Origin of the sequence: Nocardia africana NBRC 100379 (genome assembly GCF_001612635.1) — a bacterium.
In the GTDB taxonomy this organism is placed as follows: Bacteria; Actinomycetota; Actinomycetes; order Mycobacteriales; family Mycobacteriaceae; genus Nocardia; species Nocardia africana.
The window spans coordinates 155,286-175,278 of the sequence record NZ_BDAV01000004.1 but is presented as its reverse complement, the minus strand read 5'-3'; the positions used below and the strand labels follow the sequence as shown (position 1 = coordinate 175,278).

Genomic DNA, 19,993 nt, shown 5'->3' with positions numbered 1-19,993 from the left:
GAGCCGGATCAGATGAGCACGGGATGATCGGCCACGACGCGTCCGCCCAGGCGCACCCAGCCGTCGGAATCCCATTCGGTGAACAGCTGTGACCCCGCGCCCTGGGTGATGATCAGGCTGCGGCGCAGTTTCGCGGTGAGTGCGATCGCGGCCGCGCCCGTCGCCTCGTCCTCGGCGATTCCCATGGCGGGAGCGAACATTCGCGCGTGCACGGCGCCGCGCGCCTCGTTCGTCCAGGCCCATACGTAGTGCTGGCCGTCGGTGAAATGACGCGGATCGACCGTGTCGAGGAAGGCGGCGTCGGAGAACTCGTCGAAGGTGAACTCGGGCGCCCATTCGGCGCGGGCGCGGATCCAGACCAGGCCGTCGTCGAGCATCTGGATCTCGACCGGACCGGCGGGCACGTCGATGATCTTCACAGGATGCCCCTGATCGGCCAGCCACCATGCCGCGCCGACCGTCGGATGTCCCGCGAACGGCAGCTCCCGCGCGGGGGTGTAGATGCGCATCCGGGCGCGGCCGGACACCGGATCGTCGACGACCACGGTCTCACTGTGGCCGACTCGGGCCGCCAGCAACTGATGATCGACGTCGGCCACCGCCCCCGCGCGCACGATGCCCAGTGGGTTACCGAGCCGGCCTGTGACGTCGGTGAAGACTCGAACCACCTCGACCTGTGTGCCGTCGCTTTCCCGTTGGCTCATGGTTTCCCAGCGTACCCGGGGCAACACACGGGATGCCCCGTCCCGATGGACGGGACGGGGCATCCGGTGGAATGCGTTTCGGCTGTGCCTCAGACCGCCGCGGCGGCCAGCGTCTCGCTGGCCTGCACGGCTTGGCCGACGCCCGCGACGATCGCGGCGACGCGCAGCGCCTCGAAGATCACCTCGCGCGAGACACCGGCCTCACGCAGGGTGTGCTCGTGCGCCTCCAGGCAGTGCTGGCAGCCGTTGATCGACGACACCGCGAACGACCAGAGCTCGAAATCGGCCTTGTCGACGCCCGGATTGCCGATGATCTGCATGCGCAGGCCGGCGCGCAGGTCGTCGTAACGACCTTCCAGGAACGCCCGGCCCCGGTAGAACACGTTGTTCATACCCATGATCGAGGCGGCGCCCAGTGCCGCGTTGTAGGCCTCCGCGGACAGGGTGTCGGCGGCCTCCTCGCCGATCTCGCGCAGCGTGGTGGCCGACCGGGTGGCGGCCGCCGCGGCGAGCAGGGTGCCCCACAGCTGCTGTTCGTTCAGCACGGTAGACCGCGCGATGGACGACAGGTTGAGCTTGAGGTCCTTGGCGTATTCGGGAAGCGAATTCTTCAGGTTTTCAACAGACACGGGCAGGCACTTCCTTTTCGGTGATCAGACGCTCGCGGACAGCAGTTCACCGGCGTCGATGGTCGGGTCGCCCTTCTTCCAGTTGCAGGCGCACAGCTCGTCGGACTGCAGTGCGTCGAGCACGCGCAGCACCTCGTCGACGTTGCGGCCGACCGAACCGGCGGTCACGGAGACGAACTGGACCTCGTTGTTCGGGTCGACGATGAAGGTCGCGCGGTCGGCGACACCGTCGGCGTTCAACACGCCGGTCGCGGTGACGAGCTCACGCTTGAGGTCGCTCAGCATCGGGAAGGGCAGGGTCTTGAGATCCTCGTGCTGGGCGCGCCACTGGAAGTGCACGAATTCGTTGTCGACCGACACACCCAGGACCTGGGCGTCGCGGTCGGCGAACTCGTCGTTCAGCTTGCCGAAGGCGGCGATCTCGGTCGGGCACACGAAGGTGAAGTCCTTCGGCCAGAAGAAGACGATGCGCCACTTGCCGGCGTAGTCGTCACTCGAGACCTGGGTGAAGTAGTCGTCGGGCTGCTGCGCGTTCACCTTCGACAGGTCACCGCCGATGACCGCCGTCAGGTTGTAGGCGGGGAACTGGTCGCCGATGGTCAGCAGAGCCATGTTGTCTCCTTCGTCGTAGTGGGACACGGGTGACGGGTCGCCCTTGTGCGGGACACCGTCGAAGCATTTCGCTGTCGATCATGCCCAAAACCCAGTAAAAGGTAAAGGTGATTAGTTGCACTATACTGATAGGCGTGACTGATCAGACTTATCAGCCCACCCTGTCACAGCTGCGTGCGTTCGTGGCGATTGCGGAATATCGCCACTTCGGGACCGCCGCGGCTCATCTGAATGTGAGTCAACCCACGTTATCGCAGGCGCTGGCATCACTGGAAAACGGACTGGGCCTGCAGCTGATCGAGCGCAGCACCCGCCGGGTACTGGTGACCGCCGCGGGCAAACGGTTGCTGCCGCAGGCGATGGCGACGCTCGAGGCCGCCGACCGCTTCGTCGCCACCGCGGCCGGCGACGGTCTCGGCGGCACCCTGCGCATGGGCATCATCCCCACCGTCGCGCCCTATGTGCTGCCCACGTTGCTGCCGGAACTGCGGCGCCGGCTGCCCGCCCTGGTGCCGCACGTCATCGAGGACCAGACCGCCCGGCTGCTCGACGGATTGCGCAGCGGCGTCCTCGACGTCGCGATGATGGCGCTGCCCTCCGAGGCAACCGGCATGGTCGAAATCCCGCTCTATACCGAGGAATTCGTCCTGGTCACACCTCTCGGGCACGAACTGGCCGGGCGGTCCGACATCGCGCCCGCGGCCCTGGACGAGCTGCCGCTGCTGTTGCTCGACGAGGGGCACTGCTTGCGTGACCAGACGCTGGATCTGTGCCGGTCGCAGGACGTGCGCCCGGGGCCGGTCGGCGATACCCGCGCGGCCTCGCTGACGACGGTGGTGCAGTGTGTGGGTGGAGGGCTGGGGGTGACGCTGATTCCCGAGATGGCCGTGGCGGCCGAAACCTCCCGTGGCACATTGGATATCGCTCGTTTCGCCGCGCCGGCGCCGGGGCGCACCCTGGGCCTGGTTTTCCGGGGTTCGACCGCGCGTGTGGAGGACTACGAACAGCTGGCGGAAATCATTCGGGCACAACGCCCGATATGAGAAATTCCATGGTCTCCCATCCCGATTGACCGGCCGGTGGGTGTCTGGAACGCTCGTCGCGTGCGGATTCATCATCTCAACTGCGGCACCATGGCCATGGGCATGGTGGACCACTGCCTGCTCATCGAGACCAGGACCGGGTTGGTGCTGGTGGATACCGGATTCGGGCTCGACTGTGTGCGTGATCCCGGCCGCTTCGTCGGTCCCGGCCGCTTTCTGCTGGGCATCCGGCCGGCCGAGCATCACACCGCCATCCGGCAGATCCAGGCGCTGGGCTACGACCCTGCCGATGTGCGCCACATCATCCTCACCCACCTCGATCTCGACCACGCCGCGGGGCTGGCGGATTTCCCCGAGGCCACGGTTCACGTGCACGGGCCCGAATTCCGCGCGGCGACCGCGGGGAGGACGCTGTCGGAGCGGCTGCGCTACCGCGCGGCTCAGTGGTCGCACGGCCCGCGCTGGATGGTCAACGAACTCGACGGCACCGACGAATGGTTCGGTTTCCGCGCGGTGCGCGATCTGCCGGGACTGCCGCCGGAAATCCTGGTCGTCCCGTTGCCCGGCCATACGCGCGGCCACGTCGGGGTCGCCGTCGACACGGGATCGGGCTGGCTGCTGCACGCCGGTGACGCGTTCTACGTCGCGAGCGAGATCGACCCGGCCGGGCCGAAGACGCCGCTGTTCTGGTGGTCGTTCGAACTGGGCTCGATCGTGCGCGGCGCGTATCTGGAGAACCGGCGGCGACTGGTGGAACTGGGCCGCGCGCACGGCACTGCGATCACCATCGTCAATTCCCACGATGCGGATCTCTTCGCCCGGGTCACCGGAAATTCGGTGCGGCCCGTCGGATAGCCGGTGCGAGAGCTATAGACATCCCGGGGCAGGCTTTCTCGGTGTGGCGACTTCTCGGCAACCCGTGACCAGCGACGACATGAAATGTGACATGAGTCACGTTTACCCGGTGTGATTCGCCGCCGGGCCATTCGGCACAGTGGAGGGATGCGATACGGGAGTGCGAGTAGGAACGGATGGTTCGACGGAACGACGGATAGGCGCGCGGAGGGCCGCGCCGCAGATGCCGGGCAGGTGATCCGATGACCGCGGCGAAGAAGCCCGCGCCGCAACGCCGCGCGCGTCCCGACGATCCGGGCCCGGACCTGTTCGCCTACGGCACCCTGCAATTCGGTCCTGTACTCGAGGCGCTGCTGGGCCGCACGCCCGAGATGGACGTCGCGGTCGCCAGGGGCTGGCGGGTCGCGGCCCTGCCGCAGCGGCTCTACCCGGGACTGGTGGCCGAGCCGGGGCGAATGGCGGGTGGGCTGGTCCTGCGCGGGCTGACCGCGGCCGACTGGCGGATCATCGAAGCCTTCGAGGACCCCGAATACGATCTGCGCCCGATCGAGCTGATCGGATACGAGCAACCCGTGCGGACCTTCGTCTGGTCGTCGACGGTCACCGGCAACGACTGGCTGCCCGAAGTGTTCGTCTCCCACCATCTCGACCGCTACGTCGAGCGCACGGCCCAGTGGCGCCAGGAGCGCGCCTGAGCGTCGGCGCAGCGCCACTGATCCCGAGGCGCGAGTGTGCGGGCGCGCCCGGCTCGGTGGCGACGGCTACCGAGAAGGACCGCCCGGGGTCGTCCCGGGCGGTCCTTCTCGTATTCGATTGCCACGCAAGCCGATTCCCGCGCGAATGCCCGCCGTATCAGGCTCGAGCGGCGATCTCCCGCAGCGCGTAGGGTTCGATGGCGCCGCGCACCAGCGCGCGTTCGTCGACCGTCTCCGCGCGGTAGGGCAGCTTCGACAGCTTCTCGGTCATCGCCGCGACCGGGTCGTCGAGGCGCTCGGCGACACCGAACAGGAACGTCCACTCGTGCTCGTCGCTGCCGTAGGGCACCACGGTGGCGAACAGATCGGTGAACCGCTGCCACGAACGCTTCAGCGTCTCGTTGCGCCACATCGTCGGGCAACCCGCCTGAGCGGCCAGCACGCCGCCCTCGGCCAGCAGCGCCTTACATCGGGTGAGGAACTCCTCCTCGTAGAGGCGGTTGTGCTGGGCGTCTTCGACCCGCTCGTCGGGGAGGTCGATGACGATCACGTCGTAGCGCACTCCGGCGGACTCGGCCTCGGCCAGGAAGTCCCAGCCGTCGGCGTAGTGCATCCGGATCGCGCCGTCACCGCGGACCGCGGCCTCCAGATCGGCGGGGGTGTATCCGTAGGGCAGATGCCGGGCGCACAGCTCCACCTCCATCCGGTCGATATCGACGTGGTCGACCCGGGTCGCGCCCGCCGCCACCGACATCTGGCTGGCCACGCCTTCGCCGGAACCGATGATGAGCACGTTGTCCAGCTTGGCCGCCAGCGCGTAGGCCGGGACCAGCATCGCCTCGTGATAGGTCAGCTGGGAGAACTCGGTGGACTGCCGGTCGTCGTCGGAGAACAGTGACACGCCCTGTGCCGTGCGCGCGATCACCATGTGCTGGAACGGGGTTCGCGCGTCCACGATCACCTCCGACAGGTCCCAGACGCGGGTCAGGCCCTCGCCGACCGGCTCGTGCACCCGGCGCGCCTGATGCCCGCGCTGCACGACCTCCATATGCACCGATTCCGGCTGCAGCGCATCCTGCAGCAACTCGACCGCCTTGGTGGCGCCCGCGCCGATGCTGCCGCAGGTGAACACGTCGACGAAGATGTCGCCGGATTCCGGATAGGTGTGGATCGACGCGTGGGATTCCGACAGCAGCGCCAGCACCGTCACGCCGTGCGGCTCGAACTTCTTGTGCACCACCTCGCAGATCGTCACTCCCGCGGCGAGCAACGATTGTCGAAGCGCTGTTTCGAGTCGTTCGAGATCGTCGCAGAGGGCTACGTCGACACCACCGAACTCGGCCAGCACGTGCCAGCCGGTGAATTCTGCCGTCATGGGCAAACTCACTCTCGCTCAGCGCCGATGACATGCACAGTCAAAGGCGGAAAACCGTTGAAGGACACCGACGAATAGCTCGCCGTATAAGCGCCGGTATCGAGGATCCGAACGGGATCACCGGCTCGCAGCGTGGTCGGCAGAAGGACCCGCGTGCGTTGATACAGTACATCGTCTCCGTCGCAGGTCGGGCCCGCGATCACCGCCTCGTCGGCGGGGTCACCGTCGCGATCGGTTTCGATCCGGTAGGCGATGTACTCGTTCTCGGTCTCGGCCATACCGTTGTAGCGGCCGATGTCGAGATACACCCAGCGCCGCCCGTCCGGCGCGATACGCACGTTCACGACCTCGGCGTGGATCACGCCGGCATTGCCCACCAGTGCGCGGCCGGGTTCCACCACCAGGTCGGTGTGCTCGGGAAGGTGCCGCGTCGCCGATTCGGCGATCACCACACTCAGTTCGGACAGCTCCGGCGCCGGGTCGGCGTACGAAATCGGCAGGCCCCCACCGATATTCACCGACGCCACCGGGATGTCCTTGACCGCCAGGGCTTCCGTGATGGCCGCGGCCTGCTCGATGCCGATCTGCCACGCCACCGGATCCAGCTGCTGGGAGCCCACGTGGAAATAGGGGCCGGCGACCTGCAGGCCCAGGTCGCGGGCGCGCACCAGCAGCCGTACCGCCTCACCGGGGGCGCAGCCGAATTTGGTGCCGAACGGGGTCTGCGACTGCGGCGCCGAGGCCAGGAACCGGCACTCCACCTCCGAGCCCGGCGCGAGTTCGGCGATCCGCTCCAGGTCGTCCTCGGTGTCGAAGGCGAACCGGCGCACTCCGGCGGCGTAGGCGGCGGCGATGTGCGCGGCCTTCTTGATCGGATTGCCGTAGCACAGCGCTGCCGGGTCGACGCCCAGCGCCACACACATCTCGATCTCGCCGATGCTGGCGACGTCGAATTCGGCGCCCTCGGAATCGAGCAGCCGGATGATCTCCGGCATCGGAGATGCCTTGACAGCGAAGCGAATTCGTGCCGACGGGAAGGCCGCACGGAAAGCGTGGAAGTTGCCGCGCACCCGATCGAGGTCGATGACGAGACAGGGCGACTCGGGCGCGTTTGTACCGATCAATCTAAGGGAACTCTCTTTCTTCTGGGCAGCCTCCCGCTGCAGGCAGCGAGCGAGAGAGTATCAGCGCGGGGGCACGGGAAACGAACCGGAACGAGGGTCGGCTTGATCACGCTCGGGCGAGCGCGGCCCGTACCGGGGACGGTGACCGGATCAGATCAGCGCGTCGGCACCGGGTTTTCGGCGGCGTACGAGCGTCGTCGCGGGATCGCGGCGGAGGTCGTGGACGATCGCGCTCATCCCGCACGCACCGTCATCTCGTCGAAGACCACCTCGCCGGCCGCATCGGATTCGGCCAGGTCCACGACGGCCTCGAGCGCCCAGCCGTGATCACCGGCCGGATCGTCGAGCACCTGGCGCACCCGCCAGAAGCCGGGTTCGGTCTCGACCGAGAACAGTGCCGGGCCGCGGGCGTCCGGGCCGGTGCCGATCGCGCCGTATTCGTCGAAATACGCGGCCAGATCGTTCGCCCAGTCCGGGCCGTCGTCGAATTCGTCGAGTTCGTCCCAGCGCTGCCGTGCGGCCAGCTCGACGCGGCGAAACATGCTGTTGCGCACCATGACCCGGAACGCGCGTTCGTTCGCGGTGATCGGCCGCACGGTGTCGGCGCCGAAGGCGAGTTGATCGTCGTCGGTCTCGGCGCCCGGATTGGTGAGTTGCTCCCATTCGTCGAGCAGACTCGAATCGACTTGGCGGACAAGCTCACCCAGCCATTCGGTGATGTCCTCGAGTTCCTCGGTGCGCGCCGATTCCGGTACGGTCCGGCGCAGCGCGCGATAGGCGTCGGCGAGATAGCGCAGCACGAGGCCTTCCGAGCGCGCCAGCTCGTACTGGGAGACCAGTTCGGCGAAAGTCAGTGAGCGCTCGATCATTTCGCGGACCACGGACTTGGGGGAGGGACTGAATTCCGAGACCCACGGATGACCGGCGCGATAGGTTTCGAAGGCCGGTTCGATCAGCTCGGCCAGCGGTTTCGGCCAGGTGATCTCCTCGATCAGCTCCATGCGTTCGTCGTATTCGATGCCGTCGGCCTTCATCTCGGCGATCGCCGCACCCCGCGCCCGGTGCTGCTGGGCGAGCAGCAACTGGCGCGGATCCTCCAGTGTGGATTCGATGATCGACACCACATCCAGTGTGTAGCTGGGAGCGGAGTTGTCAAGCAGCTCCAGCGCGGCCAGCGCGAACGGCGACAGCGGCTGGTCGAGCGCGAAGTCGCGCTGCAGATCGACGGTGAGCCGCGCCCGGCGGCCGGTGGCATCCGGTTCGTCGAGTTGCTGGACCACGCCCGCATCGCGCAGCGCACGGTAGAGCCGGATCGCCTTCAGGATGTGTTTGCGCTGCGCAGGCCGTGGTTCGTGATTGTCCTCGAGCAGATGGCGCATCGCGTCGAAACAGTTGCCGGGGCGGGCGATGACATTGAGCAGCATCGAATTGGTGACCCGGAATCGCGACACCATCGGTTCCGGCTGCGCGGCGACGAGCCGGTCGAAGGTGTCCTCCGACCAGGACACGAAACCCTCCGGCGGTTTACGCCGCTGGATTTTGCGCAGCTTCTTGGGATCGTCGCCGGCCTTGGCGACCAATCTGGCGTTCTCCACCTCGTGCTCGGGTGCCTGCACCACCACCGTGCCGACGGTGTCGTATCCGGCGCGCCCGGCCCGGCCCGCGATCTGATGGAATTCGCGTGCCTTCAACCGCCGCGTGCGCACCCCGTCGAATTTCGTCAATCCGGTGAGCAACACCGTGCGGATCGGCACATTGATGCCCACGCCGAGGGTGTCGGTGCCGCAGACGACCTTCAGCAATCCCTCCTGGGCCAGCCGCTCCACCAGCCGCCGATACTTCGGCAACATCCCGGCGTGGTGAACGCCGATGCCGTGGCGGATCAGCCGCGACAGCGTCTTGCCGAATCCGGTCGCGAACCGGAAGCCGCCCAGCGCCTGGGCGATCGCGTCCTTTTCCGCCTTGGACGCGAAGTTCACGCTCGTCAGCGCCTGGGCGCGCTCCAAGGCGGCGGCCTGGGTGAAGTGCACGACGTAGACCGGCGCCTGGCTGGTGGTCACCAGCTCTTCCAGGGTTTCGGTGATGGGGGTGCGGACATAGGAGAACAGCAGCGGCACCGGACGCTCGGATCCGGTGACGATCGCGGTGGAGCGTCCGGTGCGGCGTTCCAGATCCCGGGCGAAATGGTCCACCTCACCCAACGTGGCCGACATGAGCAGGAATTGGGCGCGCGGCAGTTCCAGCAGCGGCACCTGCCAGGCCCAGCCGCGATCGGGATCGGCGTAGAAATGGAATTCGTCCATCACCACCTGGCCGATGTCGGCGTCCGCGCCTTCTCGCAGCGCGAGATTCGCGAGGATCTCGGCGGTGGCGCAGATGATGGGGGCCGTCGGATTCACCGCGGCGTCGCCGGTGACCATGCCGACCTTGTCCGCGCCGAACACCTCGCACAGCGCGAAGAACTTCTCGCTGACCAGTGCCTTGATCGGGGCGGTGTAGTAGCTGCGCTCACCGCGGTTCAGCGCGGCGAAGTGGGCGCCGACAGCGACCATCGATTTTCCGGAGCCGGTGGGGGTGGCGAGGATGACGTTCGCGCCGGTCATCAGCTCGAGTAGGGCCTCTTCCTGCGCCGGATACAGCGTCAGCCCCTGGGCCGAGGTCCATTCGGCGAAGGTTTCGTACAGCCAGTCGGCATCCACGTCGGGCACGGCACGGTCGGGAACCAGTTCGGACAGCTGCACGTGCGTCCACGTTACCGACGAACGGTCGCGGGTACCGCATCGCCCGGCGGCACGGCGGTGAACCGTGCGCGCCGGGCGATGGGGTGCGGGTCAGTCCCGGGGGTCGTCGCCGTCGCCGAATTCGGTCTGCTCGGCGAGGAAGCGCTCGAACTCCGCGCCCAGTTCCTCACCGGTCGGCAGGTCGGCCTCGCCGGCGAGCAGGCTGGAGCGGCGCTCCTGCGCGGTGACGAAGCTGTCGTACTGCCGCTCGAGCGCCTGAACCACCGTCTCCACCTCGGCATTTCCGGCGATGTGCTCGTTGACCTGTTCGCGCACGCGGGCCGCGGCCTCGCCGAGCGCCGCCAGCGGGAGTTCCAGCCCGGCGTTGTCGGCGACGTTCTCCAACAGTGTCTGCGCGGCTTCCGGATACGCGGTCTGCGCCAGATAGTGCGGGACGTGCACCGAGAATCCGATGGATTCGTGGCCGTGCTGACCCATCCGGTACTCCAGCAGCGACGACGCGCTACCGGGAACCTGCAGTTCTCCGGGCCAGCGCTGATGTTCACCGATGAGGTCGCGGTCGCTGGCGTGTGCGGTGACACCCAGCGGCCGGGTGTGCGGAATCGCCATCGGGATGGCGCTCAGGCCGATGCTGCGCCGCACGCCGAGCTGTTCGGCCAGCAGGCGCACCGCCGTCACGAACTTCTCCCAGCGCAGGTCGGGTTCGATGCCCGACAGCAGCAGGAACGGGGTGCCGGCGGTATCGCGCAGCGCCCACAGGTTCAGTTCCGGGTCGGCGTAGTCCGAGAAGTGGTCGGTCTTGAACGTCATCAACGGCCGCCGCGAGCGATAGTCGAGCAATTCGTCGACGTCGAACGAGGCCACCAGCTCGGATTCGAGGCTTTCGCGCAGGTGGGTCGTCGCCAGCCGTACCGCGTGACCCGCGTCGGTGAAGCCTTCCAGGCCGTGCACCAGCACCGGACCCTCGCCGTCGGCCGAGGACAGCTGCGGAGCGGGGAACTCCAGCTCATACATACTGCTCATTTGCCAAACTCCCTGGTCAAGCCCTGTCCGCCTCAGTCGTCTTCAGTAGTGGTCCGGTATCGGATCTCGCCACCACGCACCGTCCAGGATACGCGCGCGGGGGTCGCGTACCGGTCGGCGTGCGGGCGGTGACATCCGACGGAAACCGCCGGTCCACCGGGGGATGTAACCCCCGCAGACTAGCGGTCGCGGAGCGTACCCGGCGGAGGTAGGCCACGCTCATGCCCTACCGGAGAACACAACTCCGGATCGGCGGCGGGTATTCCCGCCGGGTCGGCGTGGCAGATTCGCGGGGGCGGCGGTATCGGCCATAGTGGGGGAGTGAGCGTCCCGGATCCGCCGGCCTCGCGGAGGCGCCGCGGGTTCGGCCACACCGTCGGGTACGCGGCATTGAGTTGTGTGCTCGCCGCGTGCGGATCCACGGTGTCCGGGCATCCGGCCGCGATGCGCCAGAGTGTGGTCACCCGGCACATCGACGGTGATCTGACGGCGATGCTGCCCGGTCAAGACCAATTTCCGGCGGGGTACACGACCGTCGTCGCGTCCGGTGATCGCGCCGCGGCGGCGGCCGCAGATCTCACCGCGATTCCGCCGGGGGCACGCGTCGATCCGCCCGACTGCGCACCCGATCCCCCCGATCCCGGCCGGACCGCCGTGGTCGTCGGCACCGATGATCGGACGCGAGCCACGATCACCGTCGTGCTCAGCCGTACGAACGAGCCGTTGTCCCGGCTGGGCGACCAGCTTTCGCGCTGCGCCACGGTGCACGCCCGGCACGCGGCGATCGATCGCACGATCACCACGCGGTTGTTGCCGCCTCCACCGGTCGATGCCGACGACACCGTGGCTTTCGGCCGGACGGTGACCGGCTCGCCGCCCGGCAGCTCCGCCGATCCGGCGCTGCGGACACTACTCGCGCAGGTCGGTGACATCCGAATCGAAACCGCGGCAATGACTTTCGGTGCCGGCGCGCCGGATACGCCCGGCCTGGACCAGGTCTTCACGGCCGCGGTCGCCAAGGTTCGCACCCGCTGAGGACGCCGGCGAGTGTGCTCTCCCCGGCGCAACCGTAACAGCAGGTACCGACATCCTCGCCCGGCTCCACCGCGTGTCGCCGCCGCGATCCCCAATTCTCGACGCGCTCCCCAGACGAAATAAGAGCCCAGCTCAGGCCGGTAGCTCTGCGGTGACGCTCGGGCAGTGTGGCTGCCATGACCACACACAGCGATCCCAGCCGGTCCGGCGCCGACCGCCCCGATGCCGTGCGGACACCTTCGCCGTCGAGCACTGCTGTGCACGCCGACGCGGCCTCGGCGCAGGCGCACACGATACGAGTCGCGACCGGCCCCGGCACCCCGGCGCTGCCCGAGTCGACGGTGCGGGAGGGCGTGCCGGGCCGGGAGAGCACCTCAGCCACCGCGGGCGATCCGAGGAAGGTCGGGCAGGCCGCAGAAGACGCCGAGGACGCGGAGACCGAAGCCACTACCGCTGATGAGTGCGGCACCGCGTCGCCACCTTCGTCGCGGTACATCGCCGGATGCGCGAACCGGGTGTGCCGCTCACGGGTCGGAATCGTTCGCACGGCGGGCGGAACGGGGGCGGCCGGCACGGAACCGTTTTCGTTGCGGTGCGGCACCATTCACAGCAGCACAGGTGCGGGCCTGCCGCGAGACTCGTGTGCCGGCGCCCGATGCGCTGCCGTGCGCGAGGGCGTCGGCGCCGAGTACGGCTGTGACGGCGACTCGATCACGCCGCAGCGGCGAATGCACTGCGCGGCCGGCCGGGTAATTCGGCCGCGTGCGAATATCCGCGGAAACGACAGCGGTGACGAGGAATACGCTGCCCCGCATACCGCGGACGACGTGGTGGACCCCGGTAGCGAGACAGCGAAACCGATACCGCCGCAGGATGATACGTCGCCGCGACCCGCTACGAGCGTGAAGAACGCGGCATCCACCGGACCGGATTCGACATTGCCCGGCGCCGGGGACGGTTTCGGCGGCGACGACGAAGCGGGCTCGTCCGGCCCGGGCGACGATGGCATGTCCGGTGACCGAGCCGACGACGTGGAGGAACGTGGCATCCGGGACGCACGTGCCGGACAGCGGTGGGCGGCGACGGCGTTGACCATGAGCGAACCGGCGGAGTTCATCGCGGCCGTGCCTGCCCTGCTGGGATTTCGCCCGCAGCGTTCGCTGGTGGCATGTCTGCTGCTGCGGTCGCAGAAATATCCGGGCGCGGTGTATCTCGGAGCGGTGGCCCGGCACGACCTCGACGTAGCCGGATGCGGGGCTTGGATGCGACTGGCCGGCCAGCTGGCGGCCATCTGTGGTCAGGAACAGGCCGTCGGTGTGGTGACGCTGATCGTCGACGATCGTGCGACGGCACCGCGAGCGGGCCGCGCCGGGCGGCGCGCGGCCCGGCATCGCGACCTGGTACGTGTGCTCGACGGCGCGCTGCAGAGCCAGGACGTACTCCTCGCGGAAGTCTGGGCCGTGGCCGAGATCGCCCCGGGCGCGGAGTGGTGGAGTGTGCTCGATCCGGACACCGCCGGGACACAAGCGGATCCGGCGGCCTCGCCGGTCGCGCTCGCCCAGGTTCTCGACGGCCGTCCCATCCGGGGCTCGCGCGACGAACTCACGGTCGCGGTCGCGGAGGACACGCGGCTGGGGATGGCGGTCGACGCGGCGATCGACAGCGCCGCGGAGGCGGCCAGACTGCGATTCCGGCGCGCACTGCGTGCCGGTGAGCCGCGCTCGTACAGCCGCGCGGCCCTGGACATGGTGTTGTGGCAGATCAGCACCGTCGAATCAGGCGATGATCTCGATCCACGCGAACTCGCGGATCTGGCTGTCGCGGTGCGCGACACCGCGGTGCGCGATTCACTGTTCGCGGTGGCACTGGGCGAACATGCCGCCGCGGCCGAAGCGCTGTGGTCTCGGGCCTGCCGTGGCCTCACCGGACCTGACCGGGCCGAACTGGCCACCCTGTTCGGCTACAGCGCCTACACCCGCGGCGACGGGCCGCTGGCAGGCGTGGCGTTCGAGGCGGCACTGCAGGCCGACCCGGCGCACCGCATCGCGCGACTGCTGGATGCGGCGCTACGCACCGGCATGCGCCCCGGTGATGTGCGCAAACTCGCCGTCAGCGGCCGCGATATCGCCGCCGGCCTCGGTGTCGACCTCGTCATCGCCGATCCCGGCGAACCGCCTACCGAAGCGGAGTCGCGATGACATCTGCCCGGCCGCGGTCGCGGGGACCGCGCGGGTCAGCGAGCGCTGTGCGCGCGGTCGCCGAGCGAGGTGAGGAAATCCCAAGCGTCGGAGACGATTTCGTCGAGATCGTTGTGTTCGGGCTGCCAGCCGAGTTCATCGATCGCCTTGGCGCTCGAGGCGATCAGCACCGCCGGATCACCGGCGCGCCGCGGCGCGTCCACCGCCGGAATGGGCCGGCCGACGACACGCTCGCAGGCCGAGATCACTTCGCGCACCGAGAAACCCGTTCCGCTGCCGAGGTTGAAGATGCGATGTTCTCCGGGCCGCGACTGCGCCAGCGCCAGCGCATGGGCGTTCGCGAGATCACGAATGTGGATGTAGTCGCGCACCGCGGTGCCGTCCGGCGTCGGGTAGTCGGTGCCGAAGACGGAAATCGAATCCCGATGCCCCAGAGCCGTTTGCAGGATCAGCGGGATGAGATGGGTTTCCACGACGCGGTTCTCGCCGAGCCCGCCGTACGCGCCGGCGACGTTGAAATACCGCAGGCTCGTCGCGGCCAGACCGTGGGCCACGGCGTACGAGGTGATCGCGTGGTCGATCGCGAGTTTCGAGGCACCGTAGGGGTTGGTCGGCCGGGTCGGGGCGGATTCGAGAATCGGAACCTGTTCCGGCTCACCATAGACCGCCGCGGTGGAGGAGAACACCAGCCGCGGGGTCTGCGTGCGGCGGATCGCCTCCAGCAGCGCCAGTGTCTTCACCACATTGCCGTACCAGTACTTCTCGGGCTGCTGCACCGATTCACCGACCAGCGACTGCGCCGCGAAATGCAGCACACCGTCGAAGGATTCGGATTCGATCAGCTCGACACCCGTGGTCGCGATGTCCCCGTCGACGAATTTCGCCCCGGCCGGCACGCCCTCGGCGTTGCCGGTGGACAGATCGTCGACCACCACGACCTCGTGGCCGTCCTGAACGAGTACCTGGGCGCACACTCCGCCGACATATCCGGCACCGCCGGTCACCAGAAGTTTCATCCGTCAGGCCAGCCTGACCTGGACCGCGTGGGCCATCTCGTCGGACAGTTCGAAACCGACGTGCCCGGGCACCGAGATGATCACCACACCCGGCTTGGTCTCGACGGTCACGCGGGCGTCGGGGACCACCCCCGCCTCCCGCAGCTGCCCGATCACATCCGGATCGGCCTGGATATGTTCCGACAATCGGCGCACGACGACCGCCGAAACCTGGCCCGGCGGCAGATCGGAGAGCCGGACCAGGGTCTCCTCACCGGAATGGATGGAGTTGACGCCGAGCTCGTCCAAGCCGGGGATGGGGTTGCCGTAGGGCGAGGTGGTGGGGTGGTTGAGCACCTCGAGCAGACGCAGTTCCACCTCCTCGCTCATCACGTGCTCCCAGCGGCAGGCCTCGGCGTGCACGTTCTGCCAGTCCAACCCGATCACGTCGACCAGCAACCGTTCGGCCAGCCGGTGTTTACGCATGACCGCGACGGCCATCGCGCGGCCCTTGTCGGTGAGTTCGAGGTGCCGGTCACCGGCGACCATCAGCAGACCGTCGCGCTCCATCCGCGCGACCGTCTGACTCACCGTCGGGCCGCTCTGCTCGAGGCGCTCGGCGATACGCGCCCGCAGCGGCACCACGCCCTCCTCCTCGAGGTCGTAGATGGTACGGAGATACATCTCCGTGGTGTCCACCAGATCCTTCACCTGTTACCCCTTCGTCGGCACGAATTCTACCCACGCCCGGCTGCGCAATCGGCCTCAGCATATTTCGCACGTCCTGCACGAACATCGCCGATACCTGCGCGCGCGACCGGATGCGCGCGGGCGACAGGCGCGCCCGGTGTCGTCTTGCATTTCTACTGCATGACAACGACAACTCGGGTGGTCTGCTTCCCGTGTCCGCGCCGGTGCGAGCAACGCCACGGCGATGGGGCGCGGTGGGCTAGCGTGACGTTATGGCAGACGACGCCGCCGTGGTGTGGACCGACCGCTTCCTCGACTACACCTGGACCCCGGAGCATCCGATGAAACCGGCGCGGCTCCGATTCACGATGGCACTCGCGCGCAGTCTCGGATTGCTCGACGGCATCGAAACCCTCGCGCCCGGCCCGGCCGGCGACGGTGAGCTGCTGCGCATCCACACCGCCGCCTATCTCGACGCGGTGCGCCACGCCGTTCCCGCACTCCCGGGCGCCATACCGCCGGCCGCACCCCCGCACGGGCTGGGCTCGATGGACAATCCCGTCTTCCCCCATATGCACGAGGCGGCCTCGGTGATCGTCGGCGGAACCCTCGCCGCCGCCGGGGAAATCGCGGCCGGCCGCACCCGGCGGGCGGTGAGCATCGGGGGTGGCATGCATCACGCCATGCCCGACGCGGCATCGGGGTTCTGCGTCTACAACGATGTGGCGGTGGCCATTTCGTGGCTGCTGGACAACGGCTTCGACCGCATCGCCTACGTCGACGTCGACGTGCACCACGGCGACGGCGTGCAGCGCGCCTTCTACGACGATCCCCGCGTGCTGACGATTTCGCTGCATCAGCATCCGGCGACGCTGTGGCCCAACACCGGCTGGCCCGAGGAGATCGGCGCGGGCTCGGCGGAAGGTACCGCGATCAACCTGGCCGTCCTGCCCGGCACCCGGGATGCGCAGTGGCTGCGCGGATTTCACGCCGTGGTGCCCGGCGCGCTGGCCGCGTTCCGGCCGCAGCTGGTGGTCAGCCAGTGCGGCGTCGACAGCCATCGCGAAGACCCCCTCGCCGACCTCGAACTCACTGTCGACGGCCAGCGCGCGGCGTTTCGCGCCATGCGTGAACTCGCGGACCGGTATGCCGAAGGGCGCTGGCTGGCCGTGGGGGGCGGCGGTTACGGGGTGGTCCGGGTGGTGCCGCGAGCGTGGACCCATCTGCTGGCGATAGCGCTGGATCGCGAGATCGATCCGGGGACCGTCATCCCCGAGGATTGGCGTGAGCTGGTGCGCGCCTACGCCCCGACCGTGCCGGCGCCGACCACGATGGGCGACGGCGGCGACACCACCTACACCCCGTGGGAGGGGCCGGGCGGTGCGATCGACACCGGCGACGCCACTGTCGACCGCGCGCAGCGCGCGATCGACACCTCGGTGCTCGCCACCCGCCGCGCGACCTACGGATTGCTGGGCCTGGACCCGGAGGACCCCCGTGACTGAATCATCCGCCACCACACCGGACGCCGAGAGCACTCCCGCCGATCCGCCGCCGCCTCCGCAGCATTGGTTCGCCGACGTGCTCGCCGCCGACGGCGGTGTGGTCCGGCTGCGCCCGATCACCCCCGCCGACGCGGAGCCGATGCAGGCCTTCCACGCGGCGCTGTCCGATCGCACCCGCTACCTGCGGTATTTCGGACCCTATCCGCGGATGACACCGAAGGATCTGTACCGCACCACCCACGTGGACTACCACAACCGGGTGGGGCTGGTCATCGAGCTGGGGTCGGTGATCATCGCGGTCGGCCGCTACGAATTGCTCACCGACCGCGAAGGCCCCCGTGCGGCGGAGGTGGCGTTCGTCGTCGCCGACGAGCATCAGGGCCGTGGACTGGGATCGATTCTGCTCGAGCATCTGGCCGGTGCGGCCGCCGAGAACGACATCGAGACCTTCGTCGCCGAGGTGCTCGCCGAGAACCACACCATGGTCACGGTGTTCCGGGAGGCCGGATACCAGGTGCAGCGCAGCCGCGACGGGTCGGTGTTGCACCTCGAATTCGCCATCGACCCCACCGAAGCGCTGTTGTCGGTGCGGGATTCGCGGGAGCGGGCCTCGGAGGCGCGCAGTGTCGGCAATCTGCTGGCCCCCCGCTCGATCGCGGTCATCGGCGCCACCCCGGCGGCGAGCCGGGTCGGCGGGGCGGTGCTGGCGAATCTGCTGTCCGGGGTGTTCCAGGGCCCGGTGTACCCGGTGAATCCGAACCGGAACTCCGTACGCGGTGTGCGCGCCTACCCGACCGTGCACGACATCCCCGACGAACTGGATCTGGCGGTGGTCGCCGTACCGGCCGAGGAGATCAAATCCGTCCTCGACGACTGTATGGCCAAGGGGGTCAAAGGCCTGGTCGTGCTGACCGCCGGATTCTCCGAAACCGGGCCGGCCGGCTTCCACGCCGAGCGCGATCTGGTCGACGCCGCCCGCCGTCACGGCATGCGCGTGGTGGGACCGAGTGCGCTCGGTATCGCCAACAGCGATCCGGCGGTCTCGCTGAACGCGACACTGGCACCGGTGCTGCCGGGGCGCGGCCGAGTCGGATTCTTCTGCCAGTCCGGACCGCTGGGCGCGGCCATCCTGGCTGAGGCGGCCGCGCGCAAGCTGGGTCTGTCGACCTTCGTCTCGGCCGGTAATCGCGCCGACGTATCGGGCAACGACCTGTTGCAGTATTGGGATACCGATCCCGACACCGACGTCGTGCTGCTGTATCTGGAGACGTTCGGCAATCCGCGCAAGTTCTCCCGCATCGCGCGCCGGGTGGCCCGCACCAAGCCGGTGGTGGCGGTGAGCAGCGGCCGCAACGCGGCCAATGTGCCGGTCAGCGGTCTGGAACGGTCGGTGGAGCGCGATCTGTTCGCCCAGGCCGGAATCGTGCAGGTGGATACGATCGCCGAACTGTTCGACTGTGCCATGCTGCTGGCCTATCAGCCGCTGCCGGACGGCCCGCGGCTCGCGGTGATCGGCAACAGCGCCGCTCTGGGCTGGCTGGCGGTGGACGCGGCGCGCGGGGAGGGGCTGGAGGTGGGGGAGCCGACCGATCTGGGGCCGCAGGCCGAACCCGCCGACTACCTGACCGCCGTCGCGAGTGCGATGGATTCCGCCGAGGTCGACGCCGTCATCGTCATCTTCGCGCCGCCGGTGCCGGCGGCGGTGACCGCCTTCGCCGAGGCGATTCGAGCGGGCGCGCAGGATGGCAGCAAGCCCGTGCTGACTACTTTCGTCGCCGATCACGGCATGCCGAATCTGCTCACCGTGCGCGGCGCCGGCGGCATCGTCGACCGCGGTTCCATTCCGTCCTACCCCGATCCGGAACGCGCGGCACGGGCGCTCGCGCGGGTGCGGCGGTACGCGGCGTGGCGGACTCGCCCGGCTTCTCTGGTCGTGCGGCCGGACGGTCTCGAGGTCGCGCGGGCGCGAGAGCTGGTGGAGCAGTGGATGTCTCGCGATCCCGACGGGGAGTGGCTCGGCGATCTGGAGGCCGCGGAACTGCTCGCCTGCTACGGCATTCGAGTGGTGGAATTCCGGGAAACCCGTGATCCCGAGTCCGCCGTCGCGGCGGCCGCGGAATTGGGATATCCCGTCGCCGCCAAGGCCACCGGCGAAATGTGGCGCAGCCGGCCCGATTTCACCGGTGTCCGCCTCGATCTGTGGCGCGACACCGCGGTCCGGCGCGCCTACACCGATCTGGCGGAGCTGACCGGCAACGCGGTCGTGCACATCCAGAAGATGGCGACCAAGGGGGTGGGGTGTGTGCTGCGGGTGCAGGACGATCCGTCGTTCGGATCCGTCATCGGATTCGGTCTCTCCGGGACCATCATCGACCTGCTCGGCGACCGCGCCTACCGCGCCCTTCCCCTGACCGAGGCCGAGGCGGTGGAACTGATCGACGCGCCGCGCGCCGCCCCGCTGCTCGACGGGCAGGCCGGATCGGGCCGCACCATCGGCGAACCGGTGGACAAGAAGGCGTTGGCCGCACTGGCACAACGCATTTCGGCGCTGTGCGATGATCTGCCGGAGGTGCGGGAATTGTCGGTGGAGCCGGTGCTGGCCTCGCCGGAGGGCGCCGCGATCCTGTACGCGCGGGTGCGGATCGGCCCGGAACCGAGCCGCTTCGACATCGGGCCGCGCCGCCTGGTGTGAGTCCTCGCACGCCCGGCCCGCCATCCCGCCGTGACCAGCGCCACCGCGGCCGGTCGGCCGGCATGGTCGATACTGGC

At 68.7% G+C, this 19,993-nt stretch carries 16 protein-coding genes; 7 read left to right on the top strand and 9 right to left on the bottom strand.

Features of this window, described 5'->3' with window-relative positions:
• Positions 1-8: 8 nt before the first annotated feature.
• The 3 genes from NA3_RS04735 to NA3_RS04725 all read right to left on the bottom strand — a co-directional run bounded on the left by NA3_RS04735 (position 9) and on the right by NA3_RS04725 (position 1,945).
• Positions 9-704, bottom strand: a complete 696-nt coding sequence (locus tag NA3_RS04735; protein ID WP_062962409.1) for a PhzF family phenazine biosynthesis protein — start codon at positions 702-704, stop codon at positions 9-11.
• An 89-nt stretch (positions 705-793) separates the two neighbouring features.
• The gene (ahpD, locus tag NA3_RS04730; protein WP_036503144.1) at positions 794-1,333 is read right to left on the bottom strand and encodes an alkylhydroperoxidase, AhpD family; all 540 of its coding nucleotides are present in this window, start codon (positions 1,331-1,333) and stop codon (positions 794-796) included.
• Positions 1,334-1,357: 24 nt separating this feature from the next.
• A complete protein-coding gene (locus NA3_RS04725; RefSeq protein WP_062962408.1) occupies positions 1,358-1,945 on the bottom strand; it encodes a peroxiredoxin in 588 nt (195 codons plus the stop codon).
• Between the two features lie 134 nt (positions 1,946-2,079).
• On the opposite strand from NA3_RS04725, the gene NA3_RS04720 reads away from it, so the two are divergent.
• The 3 genes from NA3_RS04720 (at position 2,080) to NA3_RS04710 (ending at position 4,538) form a co-directional block, all read left to right on the top strand.
• Complete coding sequence (locus tag NA3_RS04720; protein ID WP_039779437.1) at positions 2,080-2,988, top strand: hydrogen peroxide-inducible genes activator; 909 nt, start codon at positions 2,080-2,082, stop codon at positions 2,986-2,988.
• A 60-nt stretch (positions 2,989-3,048) separates the two neighbouring features.
• Positions 3,049-3,843, top strand: a complete 795-nt coding sequence (locus NA3_RS04715) for an MBL fold metallo-hydrolase (RefSeq protein WP_062962326.1) — start codon at positions 3,049-3,051, stop codon at positions 3,841-3,843.
• A gap of 242 nt (positions 3,844-4,085) precedes the next feature.
• Positions 4,086-4,538 (top strand): gamma-glutamylcyclotransferase family protein, encoded by a 453-nt coding sequence (locus tag NA3_RS04710; RefSeq protein ID WP_062962325.1) that lies wholly within the window; start codon positions 4,086-4,088, stop codon positions 4,536-4,538.
• Between the two features lie 157 nt (positions 4,539-4,695).
• Here the strand turns inward: NA3_RS04710 and speD are convergent, their stop codons facing one another.
• The 4 genes from speD to NA3_RS04690 form a co-directional block, all read right to left on the bottom strand.
• Positions 4,696-5,913, bottom strand: a complete 1,218-nt coding sequence (speD, locus tag NA3_RS04705) for an adenosylmethionine decarboxylase (protein ID WP_062962324.1) — start codon at positions 5,911-5,913, stop codon at positions 4,696-4,698.
• An 8-nt stretch (positions 5,914-5,921) separates the two neighbouring features.
• Entirely contained in the window at positions 5,922-6,983 is a 1,062-nt protein-coding gene (locus NA3_RS04700; protein ID WP_062962323.1) for a type III PLP-dependent enzyme, read from the bottom strand.
• A gap of 287 nt (positions 6,984-7,270) precedes the next feature.
• Entirely contained in the window at positions 7,271-9,778 is a 2,508-nt protein-coding gene (locus tag NA3_RS04695) for a DEAD/DEAH box helicase (protein ID WP_062962322.1), read from the bottom strand.
• A gap of 90 nt (positions 9,779-9,868) precedes the next feature.
• Positions 9,869-10,801: a proteasome assembly chaperone family protein gene (locus NA3_RS04690; protein WP_062962321.1), complete on the bottom strand. Its 933-nt coding sequence runs from the start codon at positions 10,799-10,801 to the stop codon at positions 9,869-9,871.
• A gap of 321 nt (positions 10,802-11,122) precedes the next feature.
• On the opposite strand from NA3_RS04690, the gene NA3_RS04685 reads away from it, so the two are divergent.
• Together NA3_RS04685 and NA3_RS37525 are read left to right on the top strand one after the other, a co-directional pair.
• Positions 11,123-11,836, top strand: coding sequence for a DUF5642 family protein (locus NA3_RS04685; protein ID WP_062962320.1), 714 nt, complete (start codon positions 11,123-11,125; stop codon positions 11,834-11,836).
• A 902-nt stretch (positions 11,837-12,738) separates the two neighbouring features.
• Positions 12,739-14,034 (top strand): DUF4192 domain-containing protein, encoded by a 1,296-nt coding sequence (locus NA3_RS37525; RefSeq protein WP_167354956.1) that lies wholly within the window; start codon positions 12,739-12,741, stop codon positions 14,032-14,034.
• Between the two features lie 35 nt (positions 14,035-14,069).
• On the opposite strand, the gene galE is transcribed toward NA3_RS37525, so the two are convergent.
• Together galE and NA3_RS04670 are read right to left on the bottom strand one after the other, a co-directional pair.
• Complete coding sequence (galE, locus tag NA3_RS04675) at positions 14,070-15,050, bottom strand: UDP-glucose 4-epimerase GalE (RefSeq protein ID WP_062962318.1); 981 nt, start codon at positions 15,048-15,050, stop codon at positions 14,070-14,072.
• 3 nt (positions 15,051-15,053) lie between these two features.
• A complete protein-coding gene (locus tag NA3_RS04670) occupies positions 15,054-15,740 on the bottom strand; it encodes an iron-dependent transcriptional repressor DtxR (protein ID WP_062962317.1) in 687 nt (228 codons plus the stop codon).
• A 251-nt stretch (positions 15,741-15,991) separates the two neighbouring features.
• Between NA3_RS04670 and NA3_RS04665 the strand changes: the two genes are divergently transcribed.
• Complete coding sequence (locus tag NA3_RS04665) at positions 15,992-17,224, top strand: acetoin utilization protein AcuC (protein ID WP_062962316.1); 1,233 nt, start codon at positions 15,992-15,994, stop codon at positions 17,222-17,224.
• Positions 17,217-19,916 carry a bifunctional acetate--CoA ligase family protein/GNAT family N-acetyltransferase gene (locus tag NA3_RS04660; protein ID WP_062962315.1) on the top strand — a complete coding sequence of 900 codons (2,700 nt, stop codon included), beginning with the start codon at positions 17,217-17,219 and terminating at the stop codon, positions 19,914-19,916. Before NA3_RS04665 ends, NA3_RS04660 begins: the two co-directional genes overlap by 8 nt.
• Positions 19,917-19,993: the final 77 nt, after the last annotated feature.

Excerpts from the sequence above, each read along its gene's own strand:
- NA3_RS04735 (WP_062962409.1), bottom strand. The coding sequence starts at position 704 with ATGAGCCAACGGGAAAGCGACGGCACACAGGTCGAGGTGGTTCGAGTC.
- NA3_RS04725 (WP_062962408.1), bottom strand. The coding sequence starts at position 1,945 with ATGGCTCTGCTGACCATCGGCGACCAGTTCCCCGCCTACAACCTGACG.
- NA3_RS04710 (WP_062962325.1), top strand. The coding sequence starts at position 4,086 with ATGACCGCGGCGAAGAAGCCCGCGCCGCAACGCCGCGCGCGTCCCGAC.
- speD (WP_062962324.1), bottom strand. The coding sequence starts at position 5,913 with ATGACGGCAGAATTCACCGGCTGGCACGTGCTGGCCGAGTTCGGTGGT.
- NA3_RS04690 (WP_062962321.1), bottom strand. The coding sequence starts at position 10,801 with ATGAGCAGTATGTATGAGCTGGAGTTCCCCGCTCCGCAGCTGTCCTCG.
- galE (WP_062962318.1), bottom strand. The coding sequence starts at position 15,050 with ATGAAACTTCTGGTGACCGGCGGTGCCGGATATGTCGGCGGAGTGTGC.
- NA3_RS04665 (WP_062962316.1), top strand. The coding sequence starts at position 15,992 with ATGGCAGACGACGCCGCCGTGGTGTGGACCGACCGCTTCCTCGACTAC.